Origin of the sequence: Paenibacillus nitricinens, from assembly GCF_052056485.1 — a bacterium.
Taxonomy (GTDB): domain Bacteria; phylum Bacillota; class Bacilli; order Paenibacillales; family Paenibacillaceae; genus Paenibacillus_AQ; species Paenibacillus_AQ nitricinens.
Genome location: NZ_CP183948.1, coordinates 4,916,448 through 4,937,488 on the forward strand (window position 1 = coordinate 4,916,448; position 21,041 = coordinate 4,937,488).

Annotated in this window: 17 protein-coding genes; 3 read left to right on the forward strand and 14 right to left on the reverse strand. The window is 43.6% G+C overall.

The features are described 5' to 3' along the window. Positions 1–211 precede the first annotated feature (211 nt). Positions 212–1,552: a histidine phosphatase family protein gene (locus ACN6KS_RS21960; RefSeq protein ID WP_440960472.1), complete on the forward strand. Its 1,341-nt coding sequence runs from the start codon at positions 212–214 to the stop codon at positions 1,550–1,552. A 162-nt stretch (positions 1,553–1,714) separates the two neighbouring features. On the opposite strand, the gene ACN6KS_RS21965 is transcribed toward ACN6KS_RS21960, so the two are convergent. The 3 genes from ACN6KS_RS21965 to ACN6KS_RS21975 all read right to left on the reverse strand — a co-directional run bounded on the left by ACN6KS_RS21965 (position 1,715) and on the right by ACN6KS_RS21975 (position 3,909). Beyond that, a complete protein-coding gene (locus tag ACN6KS_RS21965) occupies positions 1,715–1,903 on the reverse strand; it encodes a hypothetical protein (protein WP_094872879.1) in 189 nt (62 codons plus the stop codon). Positions 1,904–1,970: 67 nt separating this feature from the next. Next, positions 1,971–2,603, reverse strand: coding sequence for a hypothetical protein (locus tag ACN6KS_RS21970; protein ID WP_094872881.1), 633 nt, complete (start codon positions 2,601–2,603; stop codon positions 1,971–1,973). A 421-nt stretch (positions 2,604–3,024) separates the two neighbouring features. Next, complete coding sequence (locus tag ACN6KS_RS21975) at positions 3,025–3,909, reverse strand: LysR family transcriptional regulator (RefSeq protein WP_094872883.1); 885 nt, start codon at positions 3,907–3,909, stop codon at positions 3,025–3,027. A gap of 111 nt (positions 3,910–4,020) precedes the next feature. On the opposite strand from ACN6KS_RS21975, the gene ACN6KS_RS21980 reads away from it, so the two are divergent. Next, positions 4,021–5,406, forward strand: coding sequence for an MFS transporter (locus ACN6KS_RS21980; RefSeq protein WP_440960473.1), 1,386 nt, complete (start codon positions 4,021–4,023; stop codon positions 5,404–5,406). Positions 5,407–5,634: 228 nt separating this feature from the next. Here ACN6KS_RS21980 and ACN6KS_RS21985 read toward each other — a convergent pair whose 3' ends face one another. The 11 genes from ACN6KS_RS21985 to ACN6KS_RS22035 all read right to left on the reverse strand — a co-directional run bounded on the left by ACN6KS_RS21985 (position 5,635) and on the right by ACN6KS_RS22035 (position 19,668). Next, positions 5,635–6,567, reverse strand: a complete 933-nt coding sequence (locus ACN6KS_RS21985; RefSeq protein WP_440960474.1) for a hypothetical protein — start codon at positions 6,565–6,567, stop codon at positions 5,635–5,637. A gap of 96 nt (positions 6,568–6,663) precedes the next feature. Next, positions 6,664–7,875, reverse strand: coding sequence for an MFS transporter (locus ACN6KS_RS21990; RefSeq protein WP_094872889.1), 1,212 nt, complete (start codon positions 7,873–7,875; stop codon positions 6,664–6,666). Continuing rightward, positions 7,862–9,046 carry an MGDG synthase family glycosyltransferase gene (locus tag ACN6KS_RS21995; RefSeq protein WP_341135427.1) on the reverse strand — a complete coding sequence of 395 codons (1,185 nt, stop codon included), beginning with the start codon at positions 9,044–9,046 and terminating at the stop codon, positions 7,862–7,864. The genes ACN6KS_RS21990 and ACN6KS_RS21995 overlap by 14 nt, the downstream gene beginning before the upstream one ends. A gap of 201 nt (positions 9,047–9,247) precedes the next feature. After that, complete coding sequence (locus ACN6KS_RS22000; RefSeq protein WP_440960475.1) at positions 9,248–10,261, reverse strand: zinc-dependent alcohol dehydrogenase family protein; 1,014 nt, start codon at positions 10,259–10,261, stop codon at positions 9,248–9,250. Positions 10,262–10,292: 31 nt separating this feature from the next. Next, positions 10,293–12,842: a beta-mannosidase gene (locus ACN6KS_RS22005; RefSeq protein ID WP_440962430.1), complete on the reverse strand. Its 2,550-nt coding sequence runs from the start codon at positions 12,840–12,842 to the stop codon at positions 10,293–10,295. 67 nt (positions 12,843–12,909) lie between these two features. Next, positions 12,910–13,971, reverse strand: a complete 1,062-nt coding sequence (locus tag ACN6KS_RS22010) for a BtaManbiosPhlase (protein ID WP_094869462.1) — start codon at positions 13,969–13,971, stop codon at positions 12,910–12,912. A 36-nt stretch (positions 13,972–14,007) separates the two neighbouring features. Continuing rightward, positions 14,008–14,952 carry an MTP-1 family protein gene (locus ACN6KS_RS22015; RefSeq protein ID WP_440960476.1) on the reverse strand — a complete coding sequence of 315 codons (945 nt, stop codon included), beginning with the start codon at positions 14,950–14,952 and terminating at the stop codon, positions 14,008–14,010. 17 nt (positions 14,953–14,969) lie between these two features. After that, positions 14,970–16,625, reverse strand: a complete 1,656-nt coding sequence (locus ACN6KS_RS22020) for an alpha-glucosidase (protein ID WP_440960477.1) — start codon at positions 16,623–16,625, stop codon at positions 14,970–14,972. 22 nt (positions 16,626–16,647) lie between these two features. Next, a complete protein-coding gene (locus ACN6KS_RS22025; protein ID WP_076284699.1) occupies positions 16,648–17,487 on the reverse strand; it encodes a carbohydrate ABC transporter permease in 840 nt (279 codons plus the stop codon). Then, the gene (locus tag ACN6KS_RS22030; protein WP_179283670.1) at positions 17,474–18,352 is read right to left on the reverse strand and encodes a carbohydrate ABC transporter permease; all 879 of its coding nucleotides are present in this window, start codon (positions 18,350–18,352) and stop codon (positions 17,474–17,476) included. Before ACN6KS_RS22030 ends, ACN6KS_RS22025 begins: the two co-directional genes overlap by 14 nt. A 2-nt stretch (positions 18,353–18,354) precedes the next feature. Next, the gene (locus ACN6KS_RS22035) at positions 18,355–19,668 is read right to left on the reverse strand and encodes an ABC transporter substrate-binding protein (RefSeq protein ID WP_440960478.1); all 1,314 of its coding nucleotides are present in this window, start codon (positions 19,666–19,668) and stop codon (positions 18,355–18,357) included. Positions 19,669–20,013: 345 nt separating this feature from the next. On the opposite strand from ACN6KS_RS22035, the gene ACN6KS_RS22040 reads away from it, so the two are divergent. Further along, complete coding sequence (locus ACN6KS_RS22040) at positions 20,014–21,024, forward strand: LacI family DNA-binding transcriptional regulator (protein ID WP_440960479.1); 1,011 nt, start codon at positions 20,014–20,016, stop codon at positions 21,022–21,024. The last annotated feature ends 17 nt before the right edge of the window (positions 21,025–21,041 follow it).

A 21,041-nucleotide genomic window follows, 5' to 3' on the forward strand; every position in this document is an offset into this window, starting at 1 on the left:
TGGTCAAAACGCTAAATAGCATTATACTCCGCAAATTCATTTTTATATAATAGCTTTTTTTAATTTGGATATATAAGAACATCTCACATTCAAACGAAACATGAAAAAATAAGCCTTAATTTTGCTTAAAAAATGGATATTTTGAATTTAAGACCCTCGATATAATTACAATGTTAACGCTTTCAAAATAGATAGTAAAGGGGATATGTATATGAACAAGAGTTTATCTAAGTTATTTACTGTCATGATGGCTTTCTTCGTTTTAAGTTCATTTAGTGTAGGCAATGTTGGTGCAAGTGCAGATAATACTGCTAATAAGGAAGATCAAGATCAAGGGATTACTTTCTATCTGGTACGGCATGGAGAAACGATATTCAATGTACAAGAACGTATGCAAGGGTTCTCCGACTCTCCTCTAACAGAGAAAGGAATTGAAGTAGCCGAGAATCTAGGCAGAGGCTTGAAGAACATTCCGTTCGTTGCTGCGTACAGCAGTACGAGCGAACGGGCAAGCGACACGGCCGATATCGTTCTTGAAGGCCGCAATCTCAAGCTGATCAAAGACAAGCGGTTGAGAGAAATCAATTTCGGTGACTTGGAAGGTGCTTATCAAGCAGATGTTATGAAGCATACAAATGTTGCTTCGTTCCAGAAACTCGATTATACCTCGGTGAACGGCGAGAATATGCAAGGCGTGTTCGAGCGGGCTAAAGCATCGCTGGATCAAATTATTGAAGCAAATAAAACAAAAGGCGGGAATGTGCTTGTTGTTTCGCATGGCATCACCATTCTCGATTTGGTCATGGGTCTCGACCCGAAAGCCTGGGATATGAGCAAGGGCGGCTTGCCGAATTCCAGCGTAACGAAGATTCAGTGGAAAGACGGCAAATACACGGTGCAAAAAGTCGGCGATCAGAGCTATGCGGAAAACGGCCAAAACAAGCTCACGTTCTACTTCGTTCGTCACGGCGAAACGCTGTTTAACGTACAAAAACGGATGCAGGGCTTCTCGGATGCTCCGCTTACGGAAGAAGGTATCGAGGTTGCCGAGGACCTGGCACGAGGCTTGCATGACATTCCGTTCAGCGCAGCATACAGCAGCTCGAGCGGACGTGCGGTAGATACGGCCGATACCATTTTGGAAGGCCGAAACATGATTCTGAAAACGGATAAGCGGTTGAGAGAAATGAACTTCGGTGACTTGGAAGGCGCTTATCAAGCAGATATTATGAAGCATACAAACGTTGCTTCGTTCCAGAAACTTGATTACACCTCGGTGAACGGAGAAAACATGGCTCAGGTTTTCGCCCGGACGAAAGCGGCAGTAGACCAGATCATTGCCGATAATCAAGGGTCGAAAAAGAATATCCTTGTCGTTTCCCACGGCATCACCATCTTGGATTTGGTCATGGGGCTTGACCCTAAAGCTTGGGATATGAGCAAAGGTGGTTTGCCGAATTCCAGCGTGACGATCGTCGAATGGGAGAACGGCAAGTTTACGGTAGGAAAAGTTGGCGACACCAGCTATTTGGAAAAGGGGACACCTAATTAAGGAGCAATCCGATGACTTCTGTATTCATCAGGAGTCATCTTTTTAATGTCCATGGGTATTTACAGGTTCGGAAAAAGTCATCGATGGAGGATACTCCACTCAATAATGATAAGGACAGCCCTCAAGTTGAATGAGGGCTGTCCTTTTTTCATTACAACACCATTAAAAGATCCATATGAGTAAGAATATAACTGCAATGATTGCCACCACAATTAAAAGATTGGTCACTTCACTCCAAAATCCGGGAACGCCTTGTGTATGATATTTCTGCGCATTGACATCATGGTTTGCTTTATGACCACCAGGGTCCGTCGTATTCGAACTAGGTCCTGGATTAAAAAAGTCTGACATAGAAATCAACCCCTTCCCATGATTACCAACCATATTATACCAGTATATTTCCTTTTTTATTAATAAATCACTTAGCTCCATTCATTTGAGAATAAAAATAAGGTAAGTGTTTCTTTGATAGAGCTTTTTCGATTAGTTCTTGATCGTAGCCATATTTTTGCAGTGCAGTAATAATCGCTTGTGTCCTGTCGGACCGTTGTCGTCTTAAATTAGATTCCAGTTGTATTTCTAGAGGAACCGTAGGAATAGTGTACCGTCCGATAGTTACATTCTTACAATGGTTCCAAATGAATCGCCCACCTTCCCATATCCCATCACCATCCATAGAATCAGGAATTCCCGCTGAGTTGGAGATATGAACGACTTCCACTTTGAATCCATTGATAATCCAACTTCCCTTTGTCCACGAAAAGCCCGAAGAAAAGGTCTGAGTGTATGCAGGTTCTTCTAAAGAGGATAACCAGTTCTCCCCATGAGGAAGTTCACATTTGTCTATCAGGGAATATTCCTTCAGAAGTTCTGCAAATTGTGCAATCCCTTCTTTATTTTTAGTATAAATATCAACGTCTCCCGGAGTCATTTCACAGCCCTGTAAAACCGAACCCACCGAGCCAACCAAGATCCATTCTAATTTCGAATTCACTTCCGATGAAAAATAAAGCTCACATACCTTTGACAAAGCTGTTTCCCAGCTGTTCATAATTTCACCCCAAATTGACTAGTAAGTTCGAGTACATGAAACCTTAATAACCTCAGATGCGTTAAAGAACTATACAAATTCACAGGAGGTTTTAAAAATGAGATACAGTGCTGCTGGCGCGCGAATAACCTGTCCTTGTTGTCAAAACGATACCTTTGATCTGGATTATAAACTGCTTAATACAAGCGGAGCATCATTTCTAGGATTTGACTGGGCAAACAAAAACGCTGCAATCCTTATTTGTAAGAGATGCACCCATATCTCATGGTTTATGGAAGAACCAACATCAGATAACTAAACACTACCAGATTCTTCTACATCCTCATTATAAAATATATCTTTAGAACATGTGTCCTTGAGCTGGATGCAATTGTTCTTATGTATCCAGTTCAATACCTCTCGATACCCATCCTCAATTATCTTAATGCTCTTTAGATATCGCTCCGAAATATTCTACAACTACCTCACGAAATTCCAGAGCAGCTTGCGAAATATACCGGCTCTTGTGCCAAATCAAAGCAATCTCTCTTTCCAATTCATGATTCTCAACTTGGAGATATTTGATATCTTCCCGTGAATTCCTTGCCGTACTTGGAATGAAGGCTAAGCCAATTTCAGCTTCCACAAGCGCACTAAGCCTTGCAGGTTCATCCCCCTCATATACATATTTAGGCACAAATCCAACCGATTGGCACACAGAGTCTATTAAATCCCGAGTTCCATAACCACTCTTAACCCCGACGAACCATTCATCTCTCAGCTCTATCAAGGATATGCTACTTCGATTAGCCAACCGATGCCCCTTTGGAACGGCTACAAGGATTGGATCGATAAATACGATTTGGCATTCGATATCGTCCCCTTCTATAGGTGGTGAGGACAAACAGAAATCCACCTCTCCTCTATCCAAAAGTGTGATCATTTCCTGCGTGGTCAGCATCTGCACATGAAATTGAATATCAGGTCTCTTTTTTCGAAACTCGCGAAGGATATTGGGTAATGTGCTCGCGGTGGTCACCGCTAATTCAAGCGTGTTATGTTCCGGGTGAGATAAATCACTAAGCTCCTGCTTTCCCTGCTCCAATTCAAATAAAGCTCTTTCAGCACGGCGAAGGAATCGTCTGCCGAACTCATTCAATCGCAGCTTTCTCCCTACCCGATCGAACAAAGGGACCCCAAGATCCTCCTCCAAACGTTGAATCGTTCTACTTAGGGATGATTGAGTAACATGTAGATTTCGTGCAGCTTCAGTCATATGCTCCAAACGAGCTACTGCGAGAAAATATTGCAATTGCAGAAGTTCCATTTCATGCCTCCATTCATTCCTTCAAATCAATGAGATCATAACATGAAATGCGTTGGAATGAATAAACGAATTCAAGTACGATGAAATTAATAAGTAATGGGAGGCTTCATAATGAGTGTTCGCAGCAGGTGGTTAATGATTTCAGTGGGTTTGGGGATATTATTGAATCCTTTAAATTCTTCAATGGTTTCTGTTGCTATTCCAAGGCTGCAAAATGTATTCCAGCTTGACTATACAGGTGTTTCCTGGATCATTTTTTCTTTCTACATTGCAAGTAGTGTCGCTCAACCTGTCATGGGAAAAGCCAGCGATTTATTCGGCCGGAGGAAGATATTTCTTACTGGCCTTGTCGTATCCTTCATTGCAGGCTTATTAGCTCCAATATCCCCGAATTTCGGGTGGCTCATCGTGTTCCGGATTGTGCAAGCCATTGGAACAAGCATGATGGTAGCCGTTGGAATGGCCATTGTACGTATTCATATTACGGAGAAACAAGCGACAGCGCTGTCTGTTTTGTCCATATTCCTGTCCGGAGCGGCAGCCATTGGACCCTTTATTGGCGGGGTCATCATTCACTGGTGGGACTGGACCGCTATCTTTTTCGTCAATATTCCATTCGTCGTGGCGAGCTTTCTTTTATCTTGGAGAAATATCCCTAAGGACGAACCGTCAACAACCGTTACCCGCGGGATATCCTTTCGAAATTGGTTTAATTTGATGGATGTGACAGGAATCCTGCTCTTCACGATGGGACTGATCGCCTTACTTGTTGGATTGCTCTCAGCCAAATCATCCGGGCATGTCGCATTAGTAAATGTTATTGCCCTACTAACAGGAATCGCTTTGTTAGGAGTATTCGTCCGGCATGAGTTAAAAGCGGAGTCACCCTTTATTCCTTTGCGTACCTTTGCCAAATATCCGGCGATGACTTTGGTTAATATTGAATTTATGCTCGTTAACGTACTTTTTTACTCCCTCTTTTTCGGGATTCCATCTTATTTGCAAATGGTACGGCATGTCAGTGAGTTCCAAACCGGGATTCTCATGCTAACGCTAGGATTATGCTCGTTGATTACTGCTCCAATAGCAGGACGCTGGATCGATAGATCTGGCCCCCGGCCAGCATTGCTGGTATCCGCAATACTAATGACATTGGGATCGGTGTGGCTTGTCACATTAAATCAGACTTCACCGGTTATCAGTGTATGTGTGGCATTGGCTGCCTTCGGGATTAGCAATGGGTTGAACAATGTAGGTCTGCAAGCCGCTTTGTTCCAAAGTTCTCCAAAAGAAATCATCGGTGTAGCATCGGGCTTATTTAACACATCAAGATATCTGGGAACCATCCTATCTTCCTTGTTGATAGGGATAATTATGGGAGAAAAATTCAACTTTGAGGGATTTCAAGTCCTTGGGATTATGCTCACGATCATTGCATTATCTTTGGTATTCATGAGTTGGCAGCACCGGAAGTCGGGGGAGTTCAGTAGAAGTTAAATTGATTAATTACTAATAAGTTCGCTGATTTCTTCATAAGTCATTTCAGTTGTCACTTTCGTTAACTAAAGTTTTCATTCAAACACCTCCAAATTGTGGGGCTTGCCTAGCACTAGTATATGCTAAAACAACCCTTAAACAAAGAAAGTCTCTATGACCATTCACATCATAGAGACTTTCTATTTGCAGACTTTTTACTTGTTCCACACTTATTTAATCACAACAACGTTAATCATGATGTCCGTGTTCATGATCCTCTTTCACCTGCTGCACTTGTTTACCTGTCAGGTCAATAGACTCTGTCGTAGTCGCATTGAATGCAGAGAGTTGAACATCCAGACTAGCAGCCAACGTATGGGAAGCTCCTTGCTCATCCTGACCCACAAACGTAAGATCTAACTGTTGGTGCTGAAGCGCATTGGCTGGAGTGATATCCGCATTCAGACGGATGCTTTGAATCTGTACGCCGTTCGTCATATCAATGGCTTGAAAATCAAACAGGTTCTGCTGAATAAGATCTTCTGGATCTTTCGAATCTACAGCAGTGTCTTTACTGGACTCATGATCCTTCTCTTCTGAAAGATTCTTGAACAGAACTGGGGCTAAAGCCTGCATCACTGCCGGAATTTGCGCATTATCAAGCTGCAGCGAGATATGCTTGGCACCGTCTTTATCGGTGGTAGATGTGAACTCATTCTTCAAATTACCGATCAAAGCATCCATGATTGTCTCTTCTTGGCTACTTAACCAAACGGCTTCCTTGAGTTCTGTTCCTGATTCCTGATCCTTCTTATCCTTTATATCCTGCTTTACGTAATAGATATCGGAAGCATCACTCTTCCAGACCTGTCCGTCAGGCTGACTATAGAGGCTAAGTACATGGGAACCTTGTGACCCGCTAATCTTTACAGCCCCACTAACGGCTTCATTCGCCAAGTTTGCTTTTAAGCTTCCTTGTGCCTGACTAAGAACACTGCCGTTATCTTTAAGTATCGCATCAGCTTGTACGGTAATACTCTGCATGTTCTCTGCAGTATTCTTAAGTGCCGCTTTATAATCCTCATACCCAGAGGTTCCCGCAAACGCCGTCAGTCCGGTAGCCAGCATGATAACCCCGCTAATCCCTGCTGCCCCTCCTGTGAGTAACCATTTCTTCTTCATTCTTTTTCCTTCCCTTCATTACTTATTTAGTCTTGCATATTAAGCTTAGGTGCAATTCCTAAATTCGTTGTGAAGAGTCTATTAAATAAATCTTAACTACGATACATTTGGAAGCTTCTCGATTACTCTGTTTCTGTGAATAAATAATCGGGCAGGGGATAGTAAGTAGACAACACTAATCAATCCAAACAAACAGGCACTGACTTGAAATGGCAGCAATTGATTCCCTGAGCTTCCCAGCCAGCCTCCAATTAGCGGACCAATAACCACCCCCAAACCTTCTATAGAAAACAATAAGCCCCAGCTGATCCCTACGGAATCTTCGGGAATGTAACTGGCCATTAAAGCATTCCAAGAGGGAAGTAAAGCAGCATAAGCACATCCCAGCAGAAGCGAGAGCCCAATGGCGGCGGAGAAGGAATTAATAGAAGTTAAGCCGAACAAGGCAACCGCAAATACGCCGAACCCAATCACAAGGAACCATTTACCTCCAACTTGATCAAACCATTTTCCCATGGGCACAAGAAATAGAACTACACCTGCTCCTCCCATAAATAACACGATCGACAGCTGAGAATGGGACAGACCTAAATGAGAAATAGCAAAGCTGGTTAGAAAAGGGACCAGTATCCCGCCCGCTGTAGTCTGCAGCAGCATGCCAGGGACGAGAAATCCCCCTTTCTTCACTTTGTTCCATAGAGATACAAACTGCTCGCCTACGGATATATTCACACGCTGCACCGAGACCTTGTTCATCTTCACAAGACCTACCATGATCCAGCCCGCTACAAAAAATAATCCAATGACAGCAAGGGACAGTGACAGTCCACCACCCATTAATAAATTCATCATGACGGGACCCAGACCTAGACCTGCCATCCAGTATACGTACAACGTACCCATCTGTTGTGCTCGTTTTTCCTCTGATACCTGGCTCATACATAGGATCCAGATCGGTGAGAATCCAGCACCCAAGCAAGCAGAGGCTACAATAAGCATCCACGGACTATGCGTTGTCACCATCATTAACAGACCTACGAATCCTAGAAAGAACCCTCCATGAAGCACGGTGCGCCCAGGATATCTATCCAAGAGATAGCCAATGAAGCTTTTGATCAAGCTGTCCGTTAAATAGTGTACGGAGACCGCAATGCCAACTACTGACGTTGTAAGCCCCCAGCTCGTCAATATATAAGTGGGTAAGAACGTGATTAGGACAGCACCTCTTATCCATTCTATAAAAAAGAGAATTATTGCAAGGCGGGTAAACGTCTGCTGTTGCCTTTCTTTCTTCCTAATAATATCCATGAATCGTCTTCGCCTGCCCTTCAACAAGCATGGATTTTACTGCGGGAACAGAGGACTGACGCAATTTAATAGCCTCTAAGGCTTCGGTAACAATAGCATCCGAGGCTGATTTCCGCGAAAAGACCCTCATATGCTGTTCCCTTTCCTCTCTGTACGCCATATGCTCCAATCGCTGAAGCTGCTCTATTAACTGCTCCTCATTTCGTGCGATCTCTATCAAATGGTGCCCAGATAACCATTCTGCATTGCCTGCCTCCTGACCGGGGAGTGGTCGATAGACGATAACTGGAAGTGCTAGAGCCATCGCCTCAGTCAAGGTAATCCCGCCTGCTTTGGTCAATAGACAGGAAGCTATGCACATCAGCTCCTGCATTTCTTCCGTATAGCCCAAAATGTGAACACGAGGGTTCTCTTGAAAAAGCTCCACCGTAGCTGTTCGAAGCTTATGATTATTCCCGCATAATACAATGACATCGAAGCTTGATTGAAGCAGTACTCTTTTTATTAAACTGCTAATATCACTTAATACGCCGTAAGCCCCTGCCGCTAGTAATAGATATTGGCGATCTCCATGTAACCCATGTTTGCGTAAAAGTGCTCCACGATCCTGAGTCTGTTCAAAAGCCTCGCGAATAGGGATCCCACTGACCACAAGCTTCTCTTCAGCAATCCCTGCTGCCATCAGAGTCGCCTTCATGCTTTCTGAAGCGATAAAATATTTCGTCGTTTGTGGGTGAAGCCACCTGCCATGAACTACATAATCCGTCATAACCGTGAATAGAGGCATCCGACTTCCTATTGTTGATGCCAGCTCAGCTGCAGCCAAATAAGGAAAGGTATGAATAATAATATCCGGCTGTATCACGTCGATGATCCTTTGCACTTTTCGTTTGCCCATAGAATGGATGAGTCTACCCATGAACTGCTCTGGCCTCATCTTACTCGTCATTGTGTACAAGAATCCATAAAATTCTTGGGTATACCCTGTGTTGTTCAAATAGAATCTTCGGGATAGCTCATTCAAGGTAGGATGGACTGCAGCGAATAGATCCAAGGTGGTAATCCGGCTAATGCCCTGACGTCGAAATGAATGTTCGATGGCCTCGGCTACTTTCATATGCCCGTCTCCAAATGCCGAAGTAACAATAAGTACTTTAGGATCTGTGTTCATGACAAAGCTCCTTTTCTCATGGCCTCCTTTAACTCTAACTCTGAATCGTAAACGGATAGTGATGGGAGTCTTAACTGAGTATTAATTTCAATATTTTCTAAAGAGAGACCTCGTCGTAGCCAGTTTTTGCCCACAAAAAAACGATGACCTATGGCAAATAGCCAACAGTCATCGTTCTTGTACGCTTACTATGATTCAATACTACCTCTCGCGCATAATAACCCCTTTAGAAACACGCAGTTTTGGATATTCGCCCATGATTTCCGGTATATCTTTCAGCGAAAACTGATGGCTAATCAACGACTCAATCTGAACGATCCCCTTTTCAATTAACGCAATCGATTCCTCATGGGTATATGGATTAATGAACGAGCCCATGATGTTCAACTCTTTTGTAAAAATTTCGAATGGTGAGACTTGAATCAACGTGTCCGGGGAAGCAACACCAAACATTAATACTTGTCCACCCTTACGTGATGCCTTAACCGCCAGCTCCATGGAATCCGCCCGGCCGACACATTCGATGACAATGTCAAATTGATGATGGAGAGCTTCCATCACACCTTCTGCTGTAGGAGATACGGCTTCATCCGCGCCTAATTCGACTAATCGGTCATGTTTGAACACCTCTGGCTCACTGACAATAATCCCTTTAACACCCGCAGCTTTGACGAGCTGCAAGAACAATTGACCAATAAAACCTCCGCCGATAATCAGGACTTGATGTGACGGACGAATATCCAGCTTCTTATAACCGTGAAGCACACAACCTAGAGGTTCAATCATTGCTCCTTCGATCCAGCTCATTTCATCAGGTAGCAAGTAACAGTTCGCTACAGGAACAACACAATACTCGCCCATGCCACCGTCACGAGTCACCCCAACAGCCTGCAAGTTATCGCATAAATGTACCTTTCCATTCCGGCAAAAATAACAGTTTCCACAATAGATGTTCGGATCAACCGATACACGGTCCCCCACTTGCAAGGTCGTAACCTCATCACCCACAGCCACTATTTCGCCCGCAAGCTCATGTCCTAACACAATCGGAGCTGTCACTTCAGCAGACCCTGGGTATCCATGATAAATATGCTGATCTGTACCACAGATCCCGCAGCATTTCACACGAAGTTTAACTTCTTTGGAGCCCACAGCCGGGGCTTCCCAGTCCGTAAATTCAATATGCTTCTTCCCTTGAAATACAGCCGCCTTCATATTAGCTCATCTCCTTAAATCCAAGTTTTTGTTAACCCGCATCATTCATTGCCGTTACACGTAAGGTTTCCCAAGGCAGTTCCCCGACATCAACATGATGCACACGAACAATCTTCTCTTCACCCGGCATCAGATCAAAGAAATTATCGTCCATGATCACCCAAGGTGCATCTAGTTCGATCATCACCATCCGGGCAACGCGATCTGAGATCAAGTGGATATGTCCTTTCGCTTCATCCACGGAGATCTGAACATGTGCGGGTTGATAATCCATATCCTTATAGTCTCTTAAATAGAGTACATAATCTTCTGTTACCCGTTTCTTCGAACGAAGTACGACCACAACCTCGCCAGCGCTATGTTGCTGCAGTACCTCAGCTTCAGTCAACTTGGCAAAATTAACTTTACTGTTCGAATCAACGGTAACATCGAATGTACGCTGATATACAATTGTACCATCCATCCGATAGATCGTTAATTCCGCCTCATCCTGATAAGTTTCGCGGCGATCATTGAGAGCCCATAACTGCAGCAGTCCATTCGGATCATGATCCACACATAAGAGTACCGGTGCAAAGAATTTACGCGCATAATGGTAGCTCGCCTTTGGTAAACCATAATAATCGATAACAGACCAGCTTGTTCCCGGCCAGCAATCATTGAACTGCCAGAATAAAGCCCCGCTTGTATCCGGCTTATTACGGCGGTAATGCTCAATCCCATACCTCAATCCCTCTGCCTGGGTCAGCATGGAGAACTGAATATATTCATTGATATCCTTCGGAACGCCTGTATAACCTTCCATGAGCATAATACCCTTTGGGTAATGGACATCTTTATTACGATATTTCATTTCATCGCTATCCCAATAGAACTGATTGTCCGGCATGTTCTTTGCTAAGGTGTAACGATTGGAAGCGGCATGTAGCCCGAATTCACTGGCAAATTTCGTGAAGTCTGACTTGAATCGTTTGAACGATATCCCTTCAACACTATAATCCTGTGTCTGCGGTTCACCAAACTGACGCGGCTCATTATTCCCATGCCAGACTTGCCAGTTATGAGTATCACCCACATCACGTGAATTGTGATCATTGCCGCCAAAAGGCGAGCTAGGCCAAAACGTTCGCGATGGATCAAGTTGCTCTAGTACTGCGGGCATGAGCTCATGATAAATTTTTCCTCCATAAAAGGGATTTGTGATCTCGCCGTTAGAGGACAGTGCCTCATACAACCAATCATTCTCGTTATTCCCACACCATAGAGCAAGACTCGTACGACTGCGAAGACGTTTTACGACCTGCTCAATTTCGCGGTGAACATTATTCATAAAATTACGATTGTAATCTGGATACAACGCACAAGCGAACATGAAGTCCTGCCAGATTAAAATTCCTAACCGATCACATTCATCAAAGAAGATATCCCGCTCATAAATGCCTCCACCCCAAGCGCGAATCATATTCATATTGGCATCCTTGGCCATCTGAAGCAGATGTGTATAGCGGCTGTCTGGCACGGTCGCAATAAAGCTATCAATAGGGATCCAATTTGCACCTTTAGCAAAAACCTTTACGCCGTTCAATACAAAAGTGAAAGCATGGCGCCCTTCTTCATCCAGCTGCATCAACTCGATCTTTCGAATCCCAAATGGCTGCTCATAGGTATCTATTTGCTCCCCATCAGCAAATAACGTAACGCGTAGATGATATAAGAAAGGCGTTCCTAGATCATGGGTCCACCATAAGTTCGGATCCGTCACTTGCAAGGTAACTGAATGATGAAGCGTACGCGCTGTAATCGCACCGTCAACTGTAATCCCTCCAATCTTATCCAAAGAGACATGTTCTTCCGCAACACGCTCTGTACCTTCTAAAAGTTCCACACGCGCCGTATACGAACATCCGCGATCAAAGGCATGTGCGCATAAATCCACATCAACAACACCCACTTGACCCTCTACCGAAGTTGTTCGAGCAAACACATGATCTAAATGTGCATGACGGTGTTTAATCAAATGCACCTCTTTCCAAATGCCTGCACAGACCAGACGTGGACCCCAGTCCCATCCAAAATGACTCTGCGCTTTACGTGTCCAGATCCGTTTCTTACTAAAGCCTGACCAATAATATTGGACCTTATCACCTGCATGTACATGAATAGGATTAAATTTTACGGCAAGCGTATTTTTCCCTTTATTTAATTCACGGGTTACATCAAATGAATGGCTAATGAACATATTATCTGTTGATCCAAGCTCCACACCGTTGAGATATACGGTTGCATAGGTATCTAACCCTTCGAATAATAGCTCCATCTTCTCACCAGGTTTAGGATCAGAATCGTATGAAAAGACCGTACGATACCACCATACCTTTTCTTCAATCCAACGACATTTCTGATCTTGGTGGCCAAAGAAAGGATCATCTATAATGCCTTTCTCCCGAAGCGTCGTATGGATGTCACCGGGCACTGAGGTGGTCATCCAGAAATAATCAATAAACTCTGGCGATGCAACTTCAAGATCCCGGGCTTCCCCTACATGAAAATCACGAAGTTTCCAGTTTTCAGTTAATTTAATGTTCATTCTCTTCATCCTCTCTCCCAAATTAAAACGCCAAAACCACTTCGGTTTTGACGTTTTATTGTTATACGTATATCAAGCTATCTAAAATTTCTTGTACACTAAGTTCTGCGCAAGCCATTGATGTATCCGCGACTCCGTAATACATTTTTACAACATCGTCTTCCACGAGTGCACCGCAAGAGAATACAACATCGCCGAAGAATCCGTTCTTCTCATAATCCGCTTCCGGCTCCATGATAGGAGCATTGGAACGTGCAATCACCTTCGAGGGATCATTGAGATCTAATAGGACTGCCCCCATGCAATAACGGTGTTCCAGCGTGGCCCCATGATACAGCTCCAACCAGCCTTTATCAGTCTTGAATGGAACCGCACCGCCGCCAATCCGGCCGCTATCCCACATCCCCTCACGCAAACCGATCAGATGCTTATGGTTACCCCAATATAATAAGTTGTCCGATTCTGCGATCCATATTTCCGGATCTCCCGTGCTTTTCGTTGTTGGACGGTGCAATGCATAATATTTGCCGTTAATTTTCTCCGGGAAAATCAATACGTCTTTATTATCCGGCCCAAAGATCATGCCGTGGTGAGTTACATTCACGAAATCTCTAGTGGATACCAGCGATTCTCCAACGCCCACAGGGGAGACTGCCGAGAAATAAATATAATAGGTATCCCCAATTTGGGTTACCCGAGGATCTTCTACCCCGAAGGTCTCCAGTGAATTGGAAGGGTACACAAATGGCTTCTCATCCACCGTAAAATGATGTCCATCCTTACTTCGAGCGATTCGGATATAAGATAATGAAGTCAAGTACTGAAATGTAGCACTAGCGGATTTATTTTTGATCACACGCGGATCAGAGAAGTCGAAGCGCTCATCATCTGTATCCAGATCCAAAATATCCAATTCATTGGTCTCCGGATTATAAATCGGAGCTTTTACAATTTTTGGATCCTTGCTAATTGGGCGTTCTGCTACACGGAGAAACATTAATATTTCACCATTATAGCTAGCAATACCGGCATTAAATGCACCAATCACTTCAAAGTCATCGTGATACGGCTTAACGTCCGCCGGTGTAATAAGTGGATTTTGTTCATAACGATAGATTTTCATGTTGTAATAACTCCCTTAACCAAATGGATTTCATGTTTACAAAATTTCAAATTGAGAAAATGGATCAGGGATTGTCGCACGTTGTGCTTCCGCATCGCTGATTCCTGCATATATGTTAGCTGTACCGTCTTCATGACGTACGAGCCCGCCGCTGAATACAACATCCTCCAAATCAGGCCGTTTCGTGGCACCTGGCAAGAACTGATTGCGTACAGCGATTAATTGAATATCTGAATATTCACTCGTTGCCGGATCGATAGCGAATACCATCGGGTAATAGTGACGATCGCCCGCATCATCAAAAGAAGCGATATGCCCAAGAACACCGAGCAGTCCGTTCTTTAGCAAGTGTGCTTCATTCGCACCGCCCCACTCTTCATCAACAAACTGTCCATCCAATAACGGTGTTTCTTCGATCAATGGAATGGATAACGCTTCTAACGATGCAATGCGGGTAAAGCCGATTTTACCGCGTCCTCCTTTATCTCCTTGAGGGCGGGTCAGTACTCCGATGCTATCTTTCAGATCCACTAGGCGCAGATCTTTCATGCCATCCGGTCCTTTAAAGAATGGTTCTAAGCTCGCGATGTTCTTCCCGCGGTAGAATACTGTACGCCACATTAAGGCATCAGCCTTTACCGGATGTGGATAAATTTGAACGCCGCCAACTATCAATTCGCCATTAATTTTCGTAAAAAAAGGATCTTGAAGTTCAAGGGTGGGCGCTCCTTCACGGGGTATCCATTGTCCATCACGTTCGACAAAAAAGACGACATCGGAATGCTCGCTGTCACGGGATTCAACCCGACCCGCGATCACCCACTCACCCTCATCTTGGAATGGAGCTGTAATATTGTAGACATCTTTATGATCTACACCTGTGAATGTTAACTTCTGTGTATTGGTTACGGATACGTCCTTCATCGCGTATTCCATAAGCAGTTGTTCACATGTCTTCACAGCATTCTTGAGCAGTTTCATAATAATAAAATTCCTCTCTAGTCAAATAATAGCGGCGTACGCATCCATATTGCGGCTTCATTCGGCAACAGCGTTACCAAGTCTGTGCCGCTCACTATCTCTCGGCGGCTCGATAATATATTAATTGCTTGCCCATCCAGCAGCTCACTAGGATCAATCTGTATGCTCTGATTATCGTAATTCAAGGCTACGAGCGCTCTGGTATTGGTTTCTTTCAATGTTCTTACATATAAAATAAGATTGCCTCTGCGTTCCAGCACGTCATAATCCCCGAATTGAAATACATCCTGTGTATTGCGCAAGTGGAGAAGCTTTTTATAATAATGTAATAATGAATTCGGTTGATTGCTTTCGGACTCCACGTTTAATTGCTGATAATTTGGGCCCAGGCCAATCCATGGTGTTCCTGACGTAAACCCGCCATGTGGACTTGCGTTCCATTGCATTGGGGAGCGAGATGCATCTCTTCCCTTTGCATTCGCAATTTCCAGGGCTTCCATTGGAGTTGTCCCCCGCTGTAGTGCGATTTCATATGCCTTCAATCCTTGGATGTCCCGCATATCTTCCAGCTTATGGGCTACGAAATTCCGCATCCCAATCTCTTCACCGAAATATAAGAAAGGTACCCCTTTTGCGGTCAAGGCCAACGTTGCCATAAGGCGGGCCCGTTCTTCCTCAATCTCCGCGTCCCCTTCACCAAAACGCGAAATTACGCGGTCCATATCATGACTACCGAAGAATAACGTTGGAATCTGATCTGCACGGTGCATCTTCTCCATCGTCTTAAGCTCGGCGAACAAATTCTCTGGACTAAATTCCTTCTGGCTTCCCAGATTGAAATTAAAGACCACATCAAACTTACCCGTTCCGCTGTAACGCTTCAGCATGTCCATATCTTCAGAGCCGACTTCACCTACCATGAACATTCCGCTATGCGCATGAACAAACCTGCTAATTTCCTCGATGGCATCCATAATTCCATCTTGATTCTGATCATGTACATGCTTCTGCTCACCCGTTACTTCATCCATCGGGTTATCCGGGAATTGATCGGACACCGATAAGAAGTTGATAACATCTAACCGGAAGCCACTTATGCCTTTGCCCAGCCAATAAGCCATAACATCCTTCATCGCTTCTTTAACTTCGGGATTTGCCCAGTTCAAATCGACCTGTTCTTTCGCAAACCCATGATAGTAATACTGTTCTGTTGCAGCATCCCATTCCCACGCGGTTCCACCAAAAAACGATTCCCAGTTATTAGGTACGCCGCCGTTCACAGCGTCCTTCCAAATGTACCAATCCCGCTTCGGGTTCGTCCTTGAAGATCGCGATTCCTTGAACCATGCATGCTCTGAAGACGTATGATTCAGGACAAGATCGGCAATCACTCTGATCCCGCGAGCCTTCGCTTCCTGAATAAACCGTTCGAAATCTTCCATCGTTCCAAAGTCTGGATCCATCTGACAATAATCTGCAATGTCATACCCGTTATCTACTTTAGGAGACTTATAGAACGGCGTTAGCCAAATCCCCCCGATGCCAAGTTCCCGCAAATAATCCAGCTTGGAAGTAAGACCTTCGAAATCACCAATCCCATCCCCATTGCTATCACAGAAGCTTGGCATATACACTTCATAGAATACCGTCCCTTTCCACCACGGCTGTTCCAACCGATACCCCTCCTGTGCAGACCTATTTCAAGTTAAATTGCATGCCTTCCTGGAACTTCTTGCCGAAAATAATGAACAAAATAATGATTGGCAAGGTGAGCATCACTGCACCGGCATACATCGGACCCGGATACGATTGATACGGACCAAACATCTGAGATAATAAAACGTTCAATGTTAGCATGCCGTCACTTCGGACGACGATCATATCCCATAGGAGCTCTGTCCAACGTTCCATTAGCAGGAATAGGAATACAACGGTCGTAATGGACTTCGACATCGGCATCATAATCTTATATAGGATTTTGAAATCGGATGCCCCATCCAGCTTGGCGGCTTCAATGAAGGCGTCGGGCACCGCCTTAAAGAAGTTGGTGTACATGAAGATCCCCCATAAACTCATCGCCTTGGGAATAATGAGCGCCCAATACGTATCGAACAGTCCTACTTTTTGAATAATCAAAAAGTTAGGGATGATCAGAATGATTGCCGGGAAGAACATATGAAACAACACAAAGTTGTTAATAGAGTCTCTCCCGCGGAATTTCAGCTTCGCCAACGCATAAGCTACCATAATCGCGAACATCATCATTAAGGCTGTAGATACCAAAGAAACGAACACACTGTTAAAGAAGGCGTGAATCCATGGTCTTGTAATCCCGGTCTCACCACCTGTAAAGAGCCATTGATACGAGCGCAGCGTAAATTTCGTCGGTATCAGCTTCCGGTCTACCTGTGACCAATCTGCAAGTGAATTCAATACCATATATAAATAGGGGAATACCATAATCACAAGCAGTACGATCGCAATCAGATAGCGGATCGACAGCCGGAGCTTGATGTTTGAATTAGACCCAACCATTGCGCTTACCCCACATTTCCAGAATTTTTCGGATTACGAATATAGATATAAATGTCGCAACCGCAGCCATAATCGCGATAGCTGACGCGTAACCTGCCTGCAGGTTCTTAAATGCTTGACTGTATATTTCCATTTGCCATGTATTCGTTGCGTAGTTTGGTCCGCCGCCTGTTAATTGGTAGACCTCAGTAAAGATACCGAATGTTGCACCGAAGGATAAAATTAAGGTTGTATAAATCGCAGGGTAAAGCAAAGGCAACGTAATCTTCCAGAACCTTTGGCTGTCCTTCACGCCATCAATTGCCGCTGCTTCATATACTTCCTGATCAATGCTTTCTAAACCTGAAGTAAGAATTAACGCATAGTAACCGGTAAATTTCCAAGCCATAATCATCGCAACGACGAACAATGCCGAGAAAGATCCGCCGAGCCAGTCAATATCAAGACCTAACCGTTCCCTTAGAAACGTCTGAACAGGACTTGTATGTGACAAAAAGCCTTTAACAATAAGGGATGCAACAACCCCTGAGGATAGGTAAGGCAAGAAGAATCCAATAAGAAATACCGTTTTTAATTTAGGTAAGCCTTTTACAATTACCGCTACAAAAAGCGACATGGCTGTGACAATCGGTACAAATACGATCATAAATTTGTACGTTACCCAAAATGCCGATCTTACCCCTGGTGTGCCTAATGCTTTGGTAAAGTTTTTGAATCCAACAAAATCATAAGTTGGTGAAATCAAGTCCCAGTTAGTAAAAGACAAATATAAAGACCAGATAAGCGGGCCCAAGAAAAACACAGTCGAAAAAATAAGGTAAGGGCTGGCAAAAAGCCAGCCTAACCGATTATTATTTTTTTCAATCATTATTGAAGTTCCCCTTCAATCGCCTTCTTCATATTGTCCCAACCCGTTTTTGGATCAATCTCACCACGAACGATTTTGTTAAAGGCCTCTTGACCAATAAAGGTTTGCAATTCGTTGAATTTCGGATTGTCCATGGATGGAACAGCATTCGGGATTGCTTTTGCATACTCTTGCAATACAGGCGTTTTTTCAAATACTGGTTTAAATACTTCATTTGTACCTACATCATCACGTGCTGGAGGCAAGTTAGTTTCTTGGAAAAAGGCAACATCATTTTTGTCATCCGAGTAAACCCACTTGATAAATTCTATTGCAGCAGCTTGTTGCTCTGGACTTGCCGAAGCATAGATAACAATTCCTTTAGCATCCGCAAATGTTTTTGCATTCGCTGGATCCATACCGTCAGGAACAGGAGGCAATGTTACTTCAAAGTTTTCCTTGTACTGAAGCTCTGGATATTTCTCAGCCCATGTGCTGAATGTCCAAGGTCCTACATCCGTAAATACGCCCACTCCATTTTCAAAAGGTTCTGTTACATTCTGAGACAACAGCCCTTTCTCCTTACGAAGATTGTCCACGAAAGTAAGAACGTCTACACCAGCTTTTTCATCGCCAACAAATTGGCTGCCTTCAATGAATTTGTTGCCATCTGAAGCTGCATTGTACAGCATAAAGAAGTCGAACCATCTTTTCCAAGAGGTAGGGTCTGCTAAGTCAGGTTTCGCCCAAAGATATTTATCCGGGTATTTGGCTTTTAATTTTTTCGTTGCCTCAATCACTTCGCTGTATGTTCTCGGAACTTCGTTCACACCAGCTTCTTTCAAAATATCCGTTCTCCATCCGAACAACATTGCATTGGAGTAGATTGGAAGAACATATTGATGGCCATCGGCAAATTCCCAAGGCTCAATCGTTTTGGTCATATTACGTTTTGTCACAATATCATTGAAGCCAGCAATCGTATCCAATGGAACTAACGCTTTGCTGTTCGCAAGTTGTGCTGCAAAACCACGGCTAATATTCTCAGTCATCGTCGGAGCGCTTCCACCCGCGATTGCAGCTTGGATACTTGCCTCAGAAGTAGGGGACTCCTTGATCGCACTTACGTTAATTTTCACCTTAGGGTTGACAGTCTCATACTCTTTGGCGATTTTCTGCCAATATGCTTGTTGAGTCGGGTTAGGTGCAGCCCAGAACTCAATAGTTGTTACTCCATCAGCTGAAGTGCCTGAATTACCGCTCTTTGATCCACAACCGGCAAGAATCGTGAATACAAGCGTAAGTGCAAGCATTACTGAAAGCTTCTTCTTCATAAAATAAACCCTCCCTGAGTATCGATGCACATCAGTGCAGCATTTTGTAATTCCTAGATATAATTTTGTAACGTTACAAAATTAAATAAATATATACCTGTAAGCAGCTTTGTAAGCGTTACAATTGCTATTATTATAGTTTTTAGCGAAAATGTCAACCTGTTATTCGAGTGTTAATGAAAAAGACACAATTAATTACATTACAAATTACCTTTACTTATATAGTTTGTAATGTTAAAATAATTTATAGTTGTAATGTAGTTTTACAGCATAATCTTTAGTATTATGAGAGACAGTATGGAAGAATATTCATTACACTTCTAATTAGAAAGGACGTATCTTCGCATGAAGGTGAAGGTGACAATGCAAGATATCGCCGATCGATTGAATATATCGAAGAACTCTGTTTCTCAGGCTCTTTCCGGTAAAGACGGTGTGAGTGAGGAAACGAGACAATTAATTATCGATACTGCGAATGAAATGGGTTACACCTATTCGCGAGGGCGCAAAAGCACAGAAGAAGAAGCTGGAACCTTTGTCATTTTGGCATCAGAATTTGCATTTTCCAAACGTAATTTTTTTGGAGAAATTTATTTGAGTATTGAGAAGGAAGCAGCGAAGCGGAATAAGCGTATGGTTATTCAATCTATTGATCATCACGCTTCCGAACAATTGATTCTGCCTCCTATATTATTTGATCCTTCTGTAGAAGGAATCTTGATTTTGTCCCATATTACGACCCCGTATATTCAAGCAGTGACGGGCACAGGGATTCCCACCGTGTTAATTGATCATCATCACCCTGATCTTAAGGCCGATAGTATTCTCACCAATAATCGTTATGCCGCTTATACAGCGGTGCAGCATTTAATTGGATTGGGACATACCCGTATTGGATTCATCGGCAATATTCAATTCTCACCAAGCTATTACGAGCGTTTAGAAGGTTATCGCCTGGCTCTATACCAATCTGCCATTGAATACAACCCATTATGGGTGTTCGATCATGCCATTGAAGAAATGGATGATGTGTTCAACGCTGTACAAAAGTTGGATGAGCAGCCTACGGCTTGGTTCTGTGTCAATGACGGCTTGGGGTTCTTGATCAATTCCGTGATGTACAAGCTTGGGTATCAGATCCCCCAAGATGTATCTATTGTGAGCTTTGATAATGGACAGTTATCACGGATAACAACTCCTTTGACTACAACGATGGATGTAGATTTGTCTTACTTTGGACGAAAAGCTATAGAACAGCTCTTCTGGCGCATCGATCATCCCGAGGAGCCTTTCATAGAAATTCTCCTTCCTACCCATCTGATCATTAGGGAATCCACACAACATCCAAATACATAATCAGTTCTTATAGACAG